Here is a 15035-nt window from a genome sequence, read left to right on the forward strand (position 1 = left end):
AAACCTGCCAAGCTTGCAGCTGTGGCGATGGCAAACAAAACGGCGCGGATAATCTGGGCGGTGCTCACGCGCAACGAACCCTACAGGATCAGGACAGTCTGACATCGAAAGTAACAGAAACTGAGACAGCAAGACCAATGAAGTGATGGCAAACGAGTCAGCCGCAATCCCAAGATACCCCGGGCTTTGTCCAGGACAATCCATGTCCGTTTGCGAGGATGGGGACTTGGGTCGCGGAAACCATCAGGGCCAGCGGTCACGTGCACCGCGTCCAAAGGCCGAAGACAAGACCGCTTCTGACAAAATGCAAATCACCTCAAAAATGTCTTGCTTTTCAGGAGCCATCCACACAGGACAAAGTGAAAATTCGCTGCGAGCTGCTTCAAAGGCAGCAAACTGCCCATATTGCCTGCGGCGATCCGTTGAAAGGGAGGGCGGCGGTCGTTCACTCTAGTTGCAAATGCAATGGTGGACGACTGCCGGAGTGGACATTCGTAGTTAGCACTGGTTGCGATGCTCTATGCAGGCAAGAACTCATGCAGCTATCCGCACCATTGCTCCTGAAGCCAGTGTTCGACAGGCTTAACAATTTTTGAAGCGAAAAATGAATTGAGAGCAGGTCTCACTTGGATCATTCCCATCAAGGGATGGGGAGCATTGTCGGTCGACGGAAATGAGAATTCCTAATGCAGATCCATGACGCCGTAGCAGGTGTACGCTAGGGGCAGGATAAGGCGGCGGAACCCCGGGAGGGGGAAGGTTGCAGGTTCTGCCTGCATTAGCTGCGGCAAGGGGGAACTGCAGGGTTTGCCGGCCGCAAATCCCGCAAGCAGCCGACCGGTATAGGTCGCCATGGCCACGCCACCGCCGTGATAGCCGAAACCGGTCCAGGCGCGCTGCCAGTCTCCGATCTGACCGACATAAGGTGTCAGGCCGCGGGTCAGGCAAACCAGGCCGCTCCAGTGGTATTCGGTTTCTGCTGTGGCCAGGGCCGGGAACATCGCCTCAAAATCCCGGCGAATCTGGCGCTTCATCTGCAGCGTGGAGCCGGGGGTGATGTTGCTGGTGCCGCGCATCCCGAATAGCACCCGGTTGTCCGGCAGCAGGCGGAAGTAGTGCAGCAGGTTGCGAGTGTCATAGGCGATACGCCGGGTGGTCCAGCCCTGTGCCTGTTTCTCGGCTTCGGTGAGGGGGCGCGTCACCATGATGTGCGAAACCACCGGCAGGTAGCGCCCGCGCAGCCAGTTCGGCAGGTTGTCGCTGCTGTAGCCATTGCTGGCGATGATCAGCTTGTCGGCCTGGACCCGGCCTGATGGCGTTTCAATAATGTAAGTGCCGTCGGGCTCCTCCCGTACCGAGAGCGCCGGGGTGTCACCGTGGATCACGGTGCCGGCCTGCTGCGCCAGGCGGGCCAGTCCGCCCACGTATTTACCCGGATTCAGGCCGAAACCATGGGGCAGTAAAAACCCGCCGTAGAACCCATCGCCGTGCAGGCCTTCCTGGCGCATCTCTTCGGCAGACAGAACCGGGCAGTCCACCCCGGCATAGCGGCTGAGGCCCGCGGCCACTTCCGGCAGGGCGCGCGCCGCGCGGGGGCTGTGGGCCAGGCAGTATTCACCGTCCTCCTGCGCCTCCGCCTCGATGCCGCTGGACGAGGTGAGATCGCGGACCAGCGCAACCGCCTCCTTCTGGGCGCTGTAAAAGGCGCGCAGGCCGCCCTCGCCGAAGCGGCGGATGATGGCGCTGTTGCCCAGCATGGCACCGCCGAAGCCGCAGAAGCCGGCATTGCGCCCCGAGGCGCCCCAGCCGGGCTGGGCTGCGTCGATCACCAGCGGCGCGTCGCTATGGTCGCGGGCCAGATGCAGTGCCGCGCTGAGGCCAGTGTAGCCGGCACCAATTATCGCGACACCCACGCGCCGGTCGCCGTCCAGCGCGGGACAGGCAGGGGCGGCGGGCAGCGTGGCCTCCCAGTAGCTGTCGACCGGGACTTCGGTGTCGTAGGCGTGGGCGTCGTAGATGCGGCGGAGGTTCTTCATGGCGCTGGTCCGTTCTTGCGGCCCCAGTCAAGGAGCGGCGATCACCTTGGTTTCGAGGAATTCGAGGATGCCTTCGCGGCCGCCCTCGCGCCCGATCCCCGACATTTTGACCCCGCCGAAGGGGGAGCCTGCGCCAAGGAAAGCGCCGTTCACGTTCACCATGCCGGACTGCAGGGCACGGGCAACGCGGCCTGCGCGGGCGCTGTCACCGGTCTGCACATAGGCCGACAGGCCGTAGGGTGTGTCATTGGCGATGGCGATGGCTTCTTCCTCGCTGTCGAAGGGGATCATCACCAGCACCGGACCAAAAATCTCTTCCTGCGCAATGCGCATTGTGTTGTTCACGTCAGCCAAAACCGTGGGTTGGGCGTAGTAACCGGTCTCGAAGCCTTCCGGCTTGCCGGGGCCGCCGGCCACTAACCGCGCGCCTTCGGCGACGCCTGCCTCGATCATCTCCTGCACGCGGGCGTATTGCTGCGCGCTGGACAGTGGACCCATGTGATCGCCCGGCTCCGTCGGGGTGCCCACGGACATCGTTGCCGCCTTGGCCTGCGCCAACTCCACCGCGCGACCATAGACGCTGCGCTCCACCAGCATCCGGGTGGCGGCGTCGCAACTTTGGCCTGTGTTGATGAAACAGGCCTCCACCCCTTCGGCTATGGCGGTTTCCAGATCGCAGTCGGCAAACACCAGATTGGGGGATTTTCCGCCCAGCTCCAACGCCACCTTCTTGACGGTTTCCGCCGCATCCCGTGTCACCGCGACACCGCCACGGGTGGAGCCGGTGAAGGACATCATGGCGATATCCGGGTGGCGTGACAGCGCGGCGCCCACCACCGGGCCTTCGCCGTGGACCAGGTTGAAGACGCCTGCGGGCACGCCGGCGTCGTGCAGCACCTCGGCATAGAGAATCGCCGACAGCGGTGTCAGTTCGGAGGGTTTCAGCACCATGGTGCAGCCTGCGGCCAGTGCAGGCCCCACTTTCAGCACGATCTGGTTGATTGGCCAGTTCCAGGGCGTGATCAGCCCGCAGACGCCAGCCGGCATCCGCACCAGCGTGTCGCCGTTGGGCAGGGTTTCCTCGAAATCGAGCGTCTTCAGATCGGCGATGATGGCCTCCAGGTGGTCAATGCCGACCTGCGCCTGCATCTCGCGCGACATGGTGATCGGGGCGCCCATCTCCAACGAGATGGCTTCTGCGAATTCATCAACGCGGGCGGTGTAGACCTCCAGCACCCGTTCGAGGAGCGCAATGCGGTCCTCGCGGCTGGTGGCGGCAAAGCCGGGCAGCGCAGCCTTGGCTGCGGCCACGGCGGCATCAACGTCATCTTCGCTGCCAAGCGCGAGTTGGCCAAGGGACTGTTCGGTGGCGGGGTTGATCACGTCAACCGCGCCACTGCCGGCGGGGGCGGTCCAGCTGCCGCCGATATAGAACTGGGACATGTTGTACTGCATTGCCGTATCCAATTTTGTTTGAGTGCGTGTCACGCGGCGGCGGTTGCCGCGCGGTGTTCCTGCTGCTGGCGGCGTTCCTGCCGGCGGTTGACCAGCGAGGCGGTGATGACACCCAGGGTGACGATGCCGATCAGCATGGAGGAGAGCGCGTTGATCTCCGGCGAGACCCCCAGTCGTACGGAGGAATAGAGCTTCATCGGCAGGGTGGTGGAGCCGGGGCCGGAGGTGAAGGTGGCAATCACCAGGTCGTCAAGCGACAGGGTGAACGAAAGCAGCCAGGCCGAGATCACCGCAGGCGCGATCACCGGCAGAGTCACCTGGCGGAAGGCCGAGATCGGGGTGCAGCCGAGGTCCAGCGCCGCATCCTCCAGCGACCGGTCGAAGCTGGCCAGCCGGGACGAGACCACCACCGAGGCATAGCACATGGCAAAGGTCGCATGGGCGATGGTGATGGTCCAGAAGCCGCGGTCGAGGCCGACGGCGACGAACAGCAAGAGGAGTGACAGGCCGGTCACCACCTCCGGCATCACCAGCGGCGCAAAGATCATGCCCGAAAACAGCGTGCGGCCCGGAAAAGATCCCGCACGCACCATGACAACCGCGCTCAGCGTACCCAGCACCGTGGCCAGCGTGGCCGACACAAAGGCGATGCGCAGGGTGATCCAGGCGGCCTCCAGATAGGCGTCGTTGTTCAGAACGATGCCGTACCATCTGGTGCTGAAGCCGCCCCAGACAGTGACCAGGCGGGAGTCGTTGAAGGAATAGATCACCACCAGCAGGAGCGGCAGGTACAGGAAGGCCAGGCCGAAGGTCAGAGAGGTCAGGTTGAACATGTTGAAACGGCGGATCATCCCAGGTCCTCCTGATGTTTCTGCTGGTGGCGCTGGAACAGCACGATGGGCACGATCAGGATGGTCAGCAGCACAATGGCCACCGCCGCCGCAACGCCCCAGTCGCGGTTGGAGAAAAACTCGAGCCACAGGGTCTTGCCGATCATCAGCGTGCCGGAGCCGCCCAGAAGGTCGGGGATCACGAATTCGCCAATCGCCGGGATGAAGACCAGGAAGCAACCGGCAACCACCCCAGGCAGCGACAGCGGCAAGGTGATCTGGCGGAAGGCCGCAAAGGCGCCGCAGCCCAGATCCTCGGCTGCCTCCAGCAGCCGTCCGTCGATCCGTTCCAGCGAGGCGTAAAGCGGCAGGATCATGAACGGCAGGTAGGAATAGACAATGCCGATATAGACCGCGATTTCGGTGTGCATGATCGCCAACGGCTGGCTGATGATGCCAAGCTTCATCAGCGCAAGATTCAGGAAGCCCTCGTTCTTCAGGATGCCGATCCAGGCATAGATGCGGATCAGGAAGCTGGTCCAGAACGGCAAGATGACCAGCAGCAGCAACGTCTTGCGCCAGTCCTGCGGCGCCTTGGCCATGGCATAGGCCACCGGATAGCCGATTGTAAGGGTGAGCAGCGTTGCGATGGCGGCGACCTTCACGCTGTTGAGATAGGCCTTGAGATAGATGCCATCCTCGGCCAGCCAGACGAAATTCTCGAAGTCCAGCGCCGCGAAGGACGCGCGCAGGCCGGCAAGCCCCTCATCGAGGCTGAACGTCGGGGCATAGGGCGGGCTGGCGGTGACCGAGTCCGACAAAGCAATCTTGATGACAATCAGGAAGGGCACCAGGAAGAACAGGCCCAGCCACAGATAGGGCGTCAGGATCAGAAGCTTGCGGGGGGTGTTCATGGCCGGCCCCTCATTCATCCACCAACACGCAGGCGCCTGCGCGCCAGCTGAGCCAGACCCGGTCGTTCCAGTCGATGCCGCGGCGCGAGGTCAGCAGCCGGTTGGCCTCCTGCGCGCGGATCAGCATCCCTCCGTCCAGCCGCACCAGGAAGGTAGAGGCGCTGCCGATATAGGAGATCTCTTCCACCGTGCCCTCAACCATGTTCACATTGAAGGCTTGCTCAGGCTGGTCCTTGGTAACGTGAATCTTCTCCGGGCGCAGCACCAGCGTCTTGCGGGTGCCGGGGATCAGCACATCCTCGGGCTGCGGGCGGATCGCCAGCCGGGTGCCGCCATCCCAGCGGGCCAGCGCCAGTTCGCCCTCCATGCCCGCCAATTCGATATCAATCAGGTTCACGTTGCCAATGAAATCAGCAACATAGCTGGACACCGGATGCTCGTAAATCCGTGTGGGGGTATCGGTTTGCAACAACTTACCCGCCTTCATCACTGCGATACGCGAGGATACGGTCATCGCCTCGTCCTGATCGTGGGTGACGATGATAAAGGTGAGACCCAGCCGGTCCTGCACGTCCATCAGCTGGAACTGGGTTTCCTCGCGCAGCTTTTTGTCGAGCGCGCCCAGCGGCTCGTCCAGCAGCAGCACCTTGGGTTTCTTGGCCAGCGAGCGCGCCAGCGCCACCCGCTGCATTTGGCCGCCGGACAGCTGATGCGGTCTGCGGTCGGCATAGCCTTCGAGCTGTACGAGTGCCAGCATCTCGTCGACCCGGTCCTGGATGTCGCGTTTCTTCCAGCGCTCCTGTTTCAGGCCGAACCCGATGTTCTTCGCCACCGACATATGCGGAAACAGCGCGTAGGACTGGAACATCATGTTGATCGGGCGACGGTTCGCAGGAATGCCGGTCAGGTCCTGCCCGTCCAAAAGGATGCGGCCTGAGGTCACTTCCTCAAAGCCGGCCAGCAGCCGCATCATCGTGGTCTTGCCGCATCCGGAAGGACCGAGGAGAGAGAAGAACTCGCGCTCATGAATGTCCAGGTTCAGATCCGAGATTGCGGTGAAGCTGCCAAAGGTCTTGGTTACATTCTCGAAGCGGATCAGCGGCGGGCGGGTGGGTGCCTGCGGACTGGTGGGTTCGACCCGCGCGGCGGCGGCACTGGCCGGATGATGGGAATTCATTGGTGCAAGTTCCCCTGTTGCAAGTCCCTGCCGCGATGTGAGTGTTTGCTGCGGCAGGGCAATTGATGCGCGGCCCAGGCCGCAGCAGGGCTGGAATGGCGCGGCTCGGAAGCCGCGCCGGGGCTTACTGGCCTGTGCGAACCTTTGACCAGGTGCGCGTGTAGAGACGCTCGGTCTTGCGGTCCTGCAGCACCGGAGTTGTCAGCATCTCCATCGTCGCCTCAGTCGGATAGACGGCGGGGTTGCTGATCAGCTCAGGGTCGATCTCAGCCTGAGCGGTGAGGTTGGCGCTGCCGTAGCGGATGAAGTTGGCGTTCTGCGCCGAGACCGCTGGCTGCATCAGGTAGTTCAGGAAGGCATGGGCCTCATCCACGTTCTTGGCATCGGCCAGGATGGCAAGGCCGTCAAAGTCCAGCAGCGTGCCTTCCTCCGGGATGATGTATTCCAGGGTGACGCCATTGCCGGCTTCTTTGGCGCCGTCTGCCGCCCAATAGGCATCGCCGCTCCAGGTCAACCCGAGGCAGGCGTCGCCGTCGGACAGGGCGCCGATCATGCCGTCGGTGGAAATCTGGGCGATATTGCCGCGGATCGCACCGATATGCTCCCCAGCGGCGGTGATCCGGTCCTTGTCGCTGGTATTCGGGTCTTCGCCCATGTCGATAAGCGCGGCGCCGATCACGTCGGTGGGCGAGTCTGCGATCATCACGCTGCAATCGGCCAGCTTGCTGGAAATCTCCGGATCGAACAGCAGGTCCCAGGACTTGGGAAAGCCGGCGCCCAGCCGCTCCTCCAGCTTGCCGGTGTTATAGGCGATGCCGAAGGTCCACCAGTTGTAGGGCACCAGGTATTCGTTGCCGGGGTCGAAGGTCTCGATCAGCCCGGCGATCTTGGGCCAGACGTGCTGCAGGTTGGGGATCTTGGACTTGTCGATCTTCTGCAGCACGCCGGCCGAGATCAGCCGCGCGGTGCCGGTGGAGGAAGGAACGATGATGTCGTAGCCGGAGCTGCCCGCCAGTACTTTGGTCTCCAGCATGGCGTTGGAATCATAGGTGTCATAGGTGACATCGATGCCGGTTTCCGCTTCAAAGGCTTCGATGATCGCCGGATCCAGGTAGTCGCTCCAGTTATAGATCACCAGTTCGCCCTCTGCCGCCGCGGCGGCACCCCAGATTGCAGCCGTTGCGGCCAGCAGGCTGATTGTCAGCTTGGTCTTCATGGTTCCCTCCTGTGTTGGGGTTCTGTCCGTTTCTTTTTGGGGGGCGCGGGCCTCAGGCCCGCATTGTCTCCAGCTCCAGGCCTTGGCCCAGCAGCTCCCGGGTCGCGCGTTCAACGCCTTCGGTAAGAATGTCGAACATGTCGTCGATCTGCGCCTCGGTGATCACCAGCGGCGGCGAGAAGATCGCCATGTTGCCATAGGGGCGGACCATCAGGCCCAGTTCCTGGCAGCGGGCATCAATCACTGAACCGATGGTGGCGTCGATTTCGGGGCTGGGTTTGCCGTTGCGAGTCAGGGTGCATTCGATGCAGCCTACCAGCCCCATGCCGCGCACATCCACGATCAGCGGCAGCTCCAGCAGCTGCTGCAGGCGTTTCTGGAAATGCGGGGTCACCTTGCGGACGTGTTCCAGGATGCCGTCGCGCTCGAAGATTTCGATGTTCTTGAGGCCCGCGGCGGCACAGACCGGGTGGCCGGAATAGGTGTAGCCGCTGGTGAAATAGACGTCCTTGGACACATCGCCCTCGATGTCCTTGAACAGCCGGTCGGAGAAGATCGCGGCCCCCATCGGCGCATAGCCAGAGGTCAACCCCTTGGCGCAGGTGATGATATCGGGGGTGATGCCGAACAGGTCCTCCGATGCGAACCAGTGGCCCAGGCGGCCAAAGCCGGTGACGACCTCGTCGGAGATATAGAGCACGTCATATTTGCGGCAGAGTTCCAGACAGCGGCCATGGTAACCCGCGGGCGGCACGATCACGCCGCCGGAGCCCAGCAGCGGCTCGGCAATGAAGGCGGCGACATTGTCTGCGCCGAGCTCCAGAATGGCGTTTTCCAGATCCGCAACCTTTTCATCCAGGAAGGCTTCGATGCTCATACCTGCGGGGCGGCGGAAGGCGTTCACGTCTGGCAGGAAATGGGGAATGATCTGGTCGGTGTCGAACCACTGGCGCTCGCTCGGCTTGCCGCTGAGCGAGGCTGTCAGATAGGTGCCGCCGTGATAGGCATGCGCCCGGGTGATGATCCGCTTCTTTAACGGTTTGCCCAGCAGGTTGTTGCGGAAGTGGACAAAGCGGATGGCGGTATCCACCGCGGTGGAGCCGCCGGTGGTGAAATAGACCCGGTTGAGATCGCCCGGCGCCCGTTCGGCAATTGCGTGGGCAAACTCGGCGCTTACCGACGTGGCCTCGGAGAAGGGGGAGCAATAGGCCATCTTGCGGGCCTGCACCGCCATCGCATCAGCGATCTCGGTGTTGCCGTAGCCCAGCTGCATGCACCACATGCCGCCCGGCCCGTCGATCACCTTGTTGCCGTGCTCGTCATAGACATAGATGCCTTCGGCATACTCGCTGAACGTCCTGTCGGCTTTTCCGGGACCCTGGACTTCCAGCCCTTCCCATGGATGGAAGTAATTCTCCTTGTCCCAGGTTTTGAAGTTTTCGAAGTCGTTTCCAAGTTTGGTCATCTTGCTCTCTGTCCGGAATAGCTACAAATTTTGAATGAACGTTCATACAGTAAGGGCATAAGTGAATGATCGTTCATTGTCGATGGAAATTTGATGCAATTCCGTGCAAAGTGCCGGAACGGCGGCGGGCCAGCCGGCAGCGAAAGAGGGGCAGGCAGATGGCAAATGCAGAAGAAACAAAGAAAAAGCGGAAGGTCGACAAGGACCTGCACCGGGAGGTGCTGCTTGATGCAACCGCTAACGTAATCCTGAAGTATGGGGTCAGCGGCACCACAATCAGCCGTATCCAGGAAGAATCAGGCCTGTCGCGCGGCATGATCAACCTGCACTTCCAGTCCAAGGACAACCTGATTCGCGCGCTCGCCATTCATATGACTCAGGAGTACAATGACGCTTGGCAGAGTTTTACCAGCCAAACACCGCAAGAGGTCAGTACGCCGGAAGATGCAGCAGCCCGTCTGCAGGCGCTGTTTGCGACGGACTTTTCCGAAGCGGTTTTGAACAGACGCAGTGCCCGGCTGACCTTTGCCTTTCGCGCCGAACCTGATTTGCAAGCGCCTGGAACCGGCTATACCGACACCCGCGGAACTGACCTGCACGACCATGTGCGCAGTTGCTGCAAGGTTCTGTGCGAAGTATGCGGCACCCAAGGCGATCCCGAGAAGGTCGCCATGGCCATCATGTCGCTACTGGAAGGGTTATGGACCGACTTTCACGCCCACCCCGACGAGTTCAGCAGGGAAAATGCGGTAGAAATCTGCCGGACCACTGCCCGCGCATTCTTTCCCGGATACTTCTGAACAGAAAGCGCGGGCGGGCCGCCTTTTTTTGCAAAAGGGGGCAGTACAAGCGAGATTATGAGCTGCAATATGGATATCCAAACGCCTATCTTAACGCCAAAACTCCATCATCCAAAACTTCAAAATGTCCGCTTTGGCGAAGTCGCACCGCCGAAACCCCGTGGGCGTTGGATGCCCAGTTTGGCCGAAGCCACTTCGGCCAATAGCGGCTTTTCGCGCTTCCTATCCTTTCCTATCTCGCGCAGCATTCGGTAATTTGGGCTCCCTGCCGTCATCTGAGTCTTTCAGTCGGTTACTTCCTGCTTGAAGGGCCGGTTTCGAGCCAATCTCATGGTCTTGTTCCCACCCACAGCAAATCCTCAGCCGCCGACTCAGTCGATGTGCGACACGGTCGCAAACCGCATATACCAGCCTCTTGAGTGTGAAGACCGACCGGCAGGTCTGTCCGCGGAGCCGCCCTTCCCGAATGCACGTTCGAGATCCTGCCCAAGCAGGCAGACCGGGACAAGGGCCACGCGCACTGATCCCTTTCAGGTGAAACAGACAGAAAATCCCGCCGGTTCTCCGGCGGGGTTTTTCTTTGCTGGGTGTGGCCTGGTAGTGCAATTTGGCGGTTGGCAGCCCAGGACCCAAATCCCCAATGAAGGGTCAAAGGGTCGACCCGAGGCTATGACCCTAGCGCGTCCTTCGCCCGGTGACGATTGACAGCCCGACCCCCGACAGAACCAATATGACCCCGGTCATGAACAAGGGGCCCATACGGTCGCCAAACATGACTGCCGAGGCGCCGACGCCGAATACCGGTTGCAGGAATTGCACACTGGCCGCCACACGGGCCGGAACGGTGCGCAGGAGCCATAGCCAGAGAAACAGGCCGACAGCCGACACGAGCAGGCCAAGATAGATTGCCGCGGCGATGGAGACAGCTGTCACGTTGAAGGGGGTGGTCGCAACTTCCCACGCCGTGAATGGCAGGAGGGCGAGGAATCCGGCCAGCGTGCTCCAGATCACGACCGTGACGGTGCCGTGGCGCGCCGCCAATTCGACGCTCCAGACATAGTACAGGGCTATGGCCACTGCCGACAGCAGAACGAGCGCCACGCCTGTCATGGTCGTTTGCGCCGCAGCACCCACACCGTCATTTTGACCGAACGCCACCAGTGCGACACCCGCGAAGGCTGCTACCAGCCCGAACTGCTGCACCATGTTGACCGGCTGGCCAAGCCGCAGTGCCGCGAGGATAACGACAAAGACCGGGATGGTAGCAGAAACGATGGTGCTGACCGAAGCAGAGGTTCCGTCGACGCCGAAGGATTGCGACAGGTTGCCGATCCCGATCCCGACGAACCCGAGCGCCGCGACTTTCGGCAGGGCGGTGAGCGGAATCCTGTGCCGCCCGATGGCGAAGAGAAACAGGAATGGTACGGCGAAGGCGAAGCGCAATGCGGTGAACGCTATTGGCGGCATGGTGTCGAGGCCCAGCTTGGTGATCGGGATCGACAGGCCCCAGAGCACCGCCAGAAGCAACATCCCCCCGACGCTGAGGGGCGAAAGACGGTCGACGAGGGACGCAAGCGGCAGTGCGGGCGTTTCCGGGGTGGTGATCGTCATGTTAGTTTCTTGAAAAAGATTGCTCTCAGATCACTTATTGAATGCGAAGGCTGATGCTGACAAACGAATTGTTTGACGTCTATGATTGAAGGAAATGCAATCATGAGACCGCCATGCCCGTCCGACCCCCACCCTTGCAGACCCTGCGTGCCTTTGAAGCCGCAGGTCGTCTGTTGAGCATGGCGCTGGCGGCGCAGGAGTTGAACCTTACTCCCGGCGCGATCAGCCGACAGATCCAGTCGTTGGAAGACGATCTGAACGTCGCGCTGTTCCGGCGCATGACGCGGCGCATTGCTTTGACCGAGGAAGGAGCGGCGTTCCATCAGGTGGTCAGCCGGGCGCTGGCGGACCTTATCCGCGAAGCAGAACGCTTGCGCACACGGGACGACGCCCCGCGGCTGACGATTAGCACGAGTGTCTCTTTTGCCAGCAAGTGGTTCGCCCCGCGCCTGCACCGGCTGATGGCGCGGCTGCCGGATGTTGATATCCGGCTTGAAGTCAGCGACGTGAATATCGATCTGTCCGACGGCCGTGTGGATGCCGCGCTGCGCTATGGCACCGGAAACTATCCGGGCACCGCGACAGAGAGGATTCTCGACGAGACCATGAGCCCGGTCTGCAGCCCCGACTATCGGGCGCGCATGGGCGGGCTTTCGATCCCGGCGGATCTGCTCGGTTGCACGTTGCTGAACGAGAGCCGCGTTCTGCACGACGATAGCAGTCTGCCAAATTGGGAACGTTGGTTTGCCGCCGCCGGGGTCGAGGGCGCTCGTGGTCGGGGACCGACATTGAGTCACGGCAGCCTCACCATTGAGGCGGCGCTGCGTGGCGAGGGGGTCGCACTTGGGCGGAGCGTGCTGGTTTCCGAGGACGTCTCTGCCGGCCGGCTGGTGAAACTGTTCCCACAAATCAGCTTGCCGGCCGGGAGAGGTTACGACCTTGTGCATCGGCAAGGCGAAGAGGATGATCCAGGGCTCTCTGCCTTGCGTGAATGGCTGATGGCGGAAGTGGCGGCATCACTTTTGAGCGCACCGTAGCAACCGATCAAATATGCGCCTCGTGCATGTCCACAATATCCGGGCTCTGCTTTGTCAGGCTGGTCATCTCCGGAACACGGTCGCGGTTCTGCCCGCGCTGAAAGGCCGGCCTTTGCGGGCGGCCTTCCTTTGTTGGTCGCGTGCGGTGCCAGCGTCAGAGCGACTGTCGCTCTTGCACCAGCCCCTTGAAGATTGCCCAGCAGATCAGAAGCAGGATCACGGTAAAGGGCAGACCGGTCGAGATGACCATGGCCTGCAAGGCCCCCAGACCGCCGCCGATCAGCAGCGCGATGGCAACCAGGCCCTCGAACGTGCACCAGAACACCCGTTGGGGGATCGGGGCGTCGATCTTGCCGCCAGCGGTGATCGTGTCGATCACCAGCGAGCCGGAATCGGACGAGGTGACAAAGAACACGATGACCAGCACGATGCCAATGACCGAGGTGATCCCCGCCATCGGCAGGCTTCCCAGCATCGCGAACAGTGACAACGGCGGGTTATAGCTGTCGATCACCTGGGCCTTGACGGCGCTGCCGGCCGGGTCGGCGATGACCTGTTCGATTGCCGCGCCGCCGAATACCGCCATCCAGAACATGCAGACAAAGGACGGGATCAGCAGCACGCAGATCACGAATTCGCGTACCGTGCGGCCACGGCTGACGCGGGCGATGAACATGCCGACAAACGGCGACCACGAAATCCACCATGCCCAGTAGAAGGCTGTCCAGCCCTGCAGGTATCCGGTGTCTTCGCGCCCGTGCGGGTTAGACAGCGGGATGACCTCCTGGAAATATGCCACGACGCCCTTGCCGAACTCGGACACGATCGACCCCACTCCGGCGGCGAACAGCACGAACAGCAACAGCAGAAGCGCGATGACCATGTTGATCTCGGAGAGCACCTTGACGCCGCCGTCGAGGCCGCGAAGCACCGAGCCAAGGGCGACGAGCGTGATCACGATGATCAGGATCACCTGAACCGTCACGCTGTTGGGGAAACCGAACACGTATTCGAGCCCGGCATTGGCCTGTTGCGCGCCGAAGCCGAGGGATGTGGCGAGACCAAAGAGCGTGGCAAACACCGCAAGCGTGTCGATGATATGCCCCACCCAGCCCCAGACGCGTTCTCCGAAGATCGGATAGAAGGCCGACCGGATCGTCAGCGGCAGGCCCTTGTTATAGGTGAACAGCGCCAGCGCAAGTGCAACCACCGCGTAGATCGCCCAGGGGTGCAGCGCCCAGTGATAGGAGGTCGCCGCAAGCGCCATGCGCCGCGCGGCCTCGACATTTTCCGGGATCAGGACGCCATTTTCGTCGAAGGGGCGCACGACCCCAAGCGGTTCGTCACCCCAGGGAGTGCCGAAATAATAGACCGGCTCCAGCACTCCGAAGAACATCAGGCCGATCCCCATGCCGGCGGCAAAGAGCATCGCGAACCAGCCCGGATAGCCATAATCCGGTGTTGCGTCCTTGCCGCCAAGGCGGACCGAGCCATAAGGCGTCACGATCAGCATCAGGCAGAACAGCACGAAGATATTGGCCGACCACAGGAAAAACCAATCGAAGGTCGAGGTCAGCGCAGGCCGCAGCCAGCCGAAAAATTCGCCCGCCTGGGTCGGTGCCACCAACGCGTAGGCCACGAAGGCCACGATGGACAGGCCCGAAATCAGGAATACCGGGTTGTGAATGTCGAGCCCGATCGGCCCGATTGTCGTTTCAATGTTGTCCTGACCGATTTCATAATCGGTCTCGATGATGTGGGATGACCCTTCGGGTGCGGGAATCCCTTGATTGGCGCTTTCGTCGGTCATGTGCGACCTCCCATGTTCCTTTCGTTTCGTGACCGGGTCATGCCGCTCAAGCGCGTATGACCATCACGGAGCATTTTGCGTGCTCGGCCAGCTTTCCGCCGTTCGACGGCCAGATATAGTCGATGACGTTCGGCACGTGGCTGGCCATGACGACAAGGTCGGACCCCGTGTCGTCGATGGCCCGGATCAGTGCGTCATCCACGTCGATGGCAGGATCATGCGAAACAACCGGGTGCGCGGCGACGGCGATGCCGTGCTTGTCGGCCTGGCCTTGCGCAAAGGCTGTCAGCTTTTGCCCGAACTCTGCGGGATTATGCGCAACAGAGCTTGGCGCCGAGGACGTCACGCCGACATAAGAAATGGGCACGTTGTAATGTTTGGCGAGATCAGCGGCGCAATCCAGTGCGGGCGCCAACCCCTCGATATGCGCCAGATCCACCGGCGCCATAATTCGCTTGAACAAGTCTTCCTCTCCCTTCTGCGCGGGTCGGGTGAGACCTTGGCTTTTGAAAACGGCGCCCGCGCGTCATCTGCCAAATTCGGCGGTTTTGTGGCCCACCGATTCCCCAAGCATAGAACAACTTGGGCGGGTCTGACAAAAACCGGCCCCCCGAGCCGGGTTCAAGGCAGACATGGACGGGCTGTTTGTGCGAGCCGATACGCCGGATACCTGATTGATATCGC

12 protein-coding genes are annotated in these 15035 nt (G+C 61.7%); 2 read left to right on the top strand and 10 right to left on the bottom strand.

Going from position 1 to position 15035, the window contains the following annotated elements; all coding sequences use genetic code 11:
• Window positions 1–683: 683 nt before the first annotated feature.
• From AC2FLX_RS12040 to AC2FLX_RS12070, 7 genes are all read right to left on the bottom strand, one after another.
• Window positions 684–2036 carry an NAD(P)/FAD-dependent oxidoreductase gene (locus AC2FLX_RS12040; protein ID WP_496809723.1) on the bottom strand — a complete coding sequence of 451 codons (1353 nt, stop codon included), beginning with the start codon at window positions 2034–2036 and terminating at the stop codon, window positions 684–686.
• 27 nt (window positions 2037–2063) lie between these two features.
• Entirely contained in the window at window positions 2064–3491 is a 1428-nt protein-coding gene (locus AC2FLX_RS12045; RefSeq protein ID WP_496809724.1) for an aldehyde dehydrogenase family protein, read from the bottom strand.
• Between the two features lie 29 nt (window positions 3492–3520).
• The gene (locus AC2FLX_RS12050) at window positions 3521–4342 is read right to left on the bottom strand and encodes an ABC transporter permease subunit (RefSeq protein WP_496809725.1); all 822 of its coding nucleotides are present in this window, start codon (window positions 4340–4342) and stop codon (window positions 3521–3523) included.
• Entirely contained in the window at window positions 4339–5235 is an 897-nt protein-coding gene (locus AC2FLX_RS12055) for an ABC transporter permease subunit (protein ID WP_480748255.1), read from the bottom strand. The genes AC2FLX_RS12050 and AC2FLX_RS12055 overlap by 4 nt, the downstream gene beginning before the upstream one ends.
• Before the next feature lie 10 nt (window positions 5236–5245).
• Window positions 5246–6412, bottom strand: coding sequence for an ABC transporter ATP-binding protein (locus AC2FLX_RS12060; RefSeq protein ID WP_496806926.1), 1167 nt, complete (start codon window positions 6410–6412; stop codon window positions 5246–5248).
• A 124-nt stretch (window positions 6413–6536) separates the two neighbouring features.
• The gene (locus tag AC2FLX_RS12065) at window positions 6537–7628 is read right to left on the bottom strand and encodes a polyamine ABC transporter substrate-binding protein (protein ID WP_496744660.1); all 1092 of its coding nucleotides are present in this window, start codon (window positions 7626–7628) and stop codon (window positions 6537–6539) included.
• Window positions 7629–7680: 52 nt separating this feature from the next.
• A complete protein-coding gene (locus tag AC2FLX_RS12070) occupies window positions 7681–9093 on the bottom strand; it encodes an aminotransferase (protein WP_496809726.1) in 1413 nt (470 codons plus the stop codon).
• A gap of 158 nt (window positions 9094–9251) precedes the next feature.
• Between AC2FLX_RS12070 and AC2FLX_RS12075 the strand changes: the two genes are divergently transcribed.
• Window positions 9252–9893: a TetR/AcrR family transcriptional regulator gene (locus AC2FLX_RS12075; protein ID WP_496744664.1), complete on the top strand. Its 642-nt coding sequence runs from the start codon at window positions 9252–9254 to the stop codon at window positions 9891–9893.
• 675 nt (window positions 9894–10568) lie between these two features.
• On the opposite strand, the gene AC2FLX_RS12080 is transcribed toward AC2FLX_RS12075, so the two are convergent.
• The gene (locus AC2FLX_RS12080) at window positions 10569–11504 is read right to left on the bottom strand and encodes a DMT family transporter (RefSeq protein WP_496809727.1); all 936 of its coding nucleotides are present in this window, start codon (window positions 11502–11504) and stop codon (window positions 10569–10571) included.
• A gap of 113 nt (window positions 11505–11617) precedes the next feature.
• On the opposite strand from AC2FLX_RS12080, the gene AC2FLX_RS12085 reads away from it, so the two are divergent.
• Window positions 11618–12541, top strand: a complete 924-nt coding sequence (locus AC2FLX_RS12085) for a LysR substrate-binding domain-containing protein (protein WP_496809728.1) — start codon at window positions 11618–11620, stop codon at window positions 12539–12541.
• Between the two features lie 154 nt (window positions 12542–12695).
• Here AC2FLX_RS12085 and AC2FLX_RS12090 read toward each other — a convergent pair whose 3' ends face one another.
• A complete protein-coding gene (locus AC2FLX_RS12090) occupies window positions 12696–14351 on the bottom strand; it encodes a BCCT family transporter (protein ID WP_496809729.1) in 1656 nt (551 codons plus the stop codon).
• 46 nt (window positions 14352–14397) lie between these two features.
• Window positions 14398–14814: a universal stress protein gene (locus AC2FLX_RS12095; RefSeq protein WP_496809730.1), complete on the bottom strand. Its 417-nt coding sequence runs from the start codon at window positions 14812–14814 to the stop codon at window positions 14398–14400.
• Window positions 14815–15035 lie beyond the last annotated feature (221 nt).

Source organism: Ruegeria sp. YKSF57, assembly GCF_059612585.1.

Coding starts and splice junctions, on each gene's coding strand:
- AC2FLX_RS12055 (WP_480748255.1), bottom strand. CDS start 5,235: ATGAACACCCCCCGCAAGCTTCTGATCCTGACGCCCTATCTGTGGCTG.
- AC2FLX_RS12070 (WP_496809726.1), bottom strand. CDS start 9,093: ATGACCAAACTTGGAAACGACTTCGAAAACTTCAAAACCTGGGACAAG.
- AC2FLX_RS12060 (WP_496806926.1), bottom strand. CDS start 6,412: ATGAATTCCCATCATCCGGCCAGTGCCGCCGCCGCGCGGGTCGAACCC.
- AC2FLX_RS12050 (WP_496809725.1), bottom strand. CDS start 4,342: ATGATCCGCCGTTTCAACATGTTCAACCTGACCTCTCTGACCTTCGGC.
- AC2FLX_RS12075 (WP_496744664.1), top strand. CDS start 9,252: ATGGCAAATGCAGAAGAAACAAAGAAAAAGCGGAAGGTCGACAAGGAC.
- AC2FLX_RS12065 (WP_496744660.1), bottom strand. CDS start 7,628: ATGAAGACCAAGCTGACAATCAGCCTGCTGGCCGCAACGGCTGCAATC.
- AC2FLX_RS12040 (WP_496809723.1), bottom strand. CDS start 2,036: ATGAAGAACCTCCGCCGCATCTACGACGCCCACGCCTACGACACCGAA.
- AC2FLX_RS12080 (WP_496809727.1), bottom strand. CDS start 11,504: ATGACGATCACCACCCCGGAAACGCCCGCACTGCCGCTTGCGTCCCTC.
- AC2FLX_RS12090 (WP_496809729.1), bottom strand. CDS start 14,351: ATGACCGACGAAAGCGCCAATCAAGGGATTCCCGCACCCGAAGGGTCA.
- AC2FLX_RS12085 (WP_496809728.1), top strand. CDS start 11,618: ATGCCCGTCCGACCCCCACCCTTGCAGACCCTGCGTGCCTTTGAAGCC.
- AC2FLX_RS12045 (WP_496809724.1), bottom strand. CDS start 3,491: ATGCAGTACAACATGTCCCAGTTCTATATCGGCGGCAGCTGGACCGCC.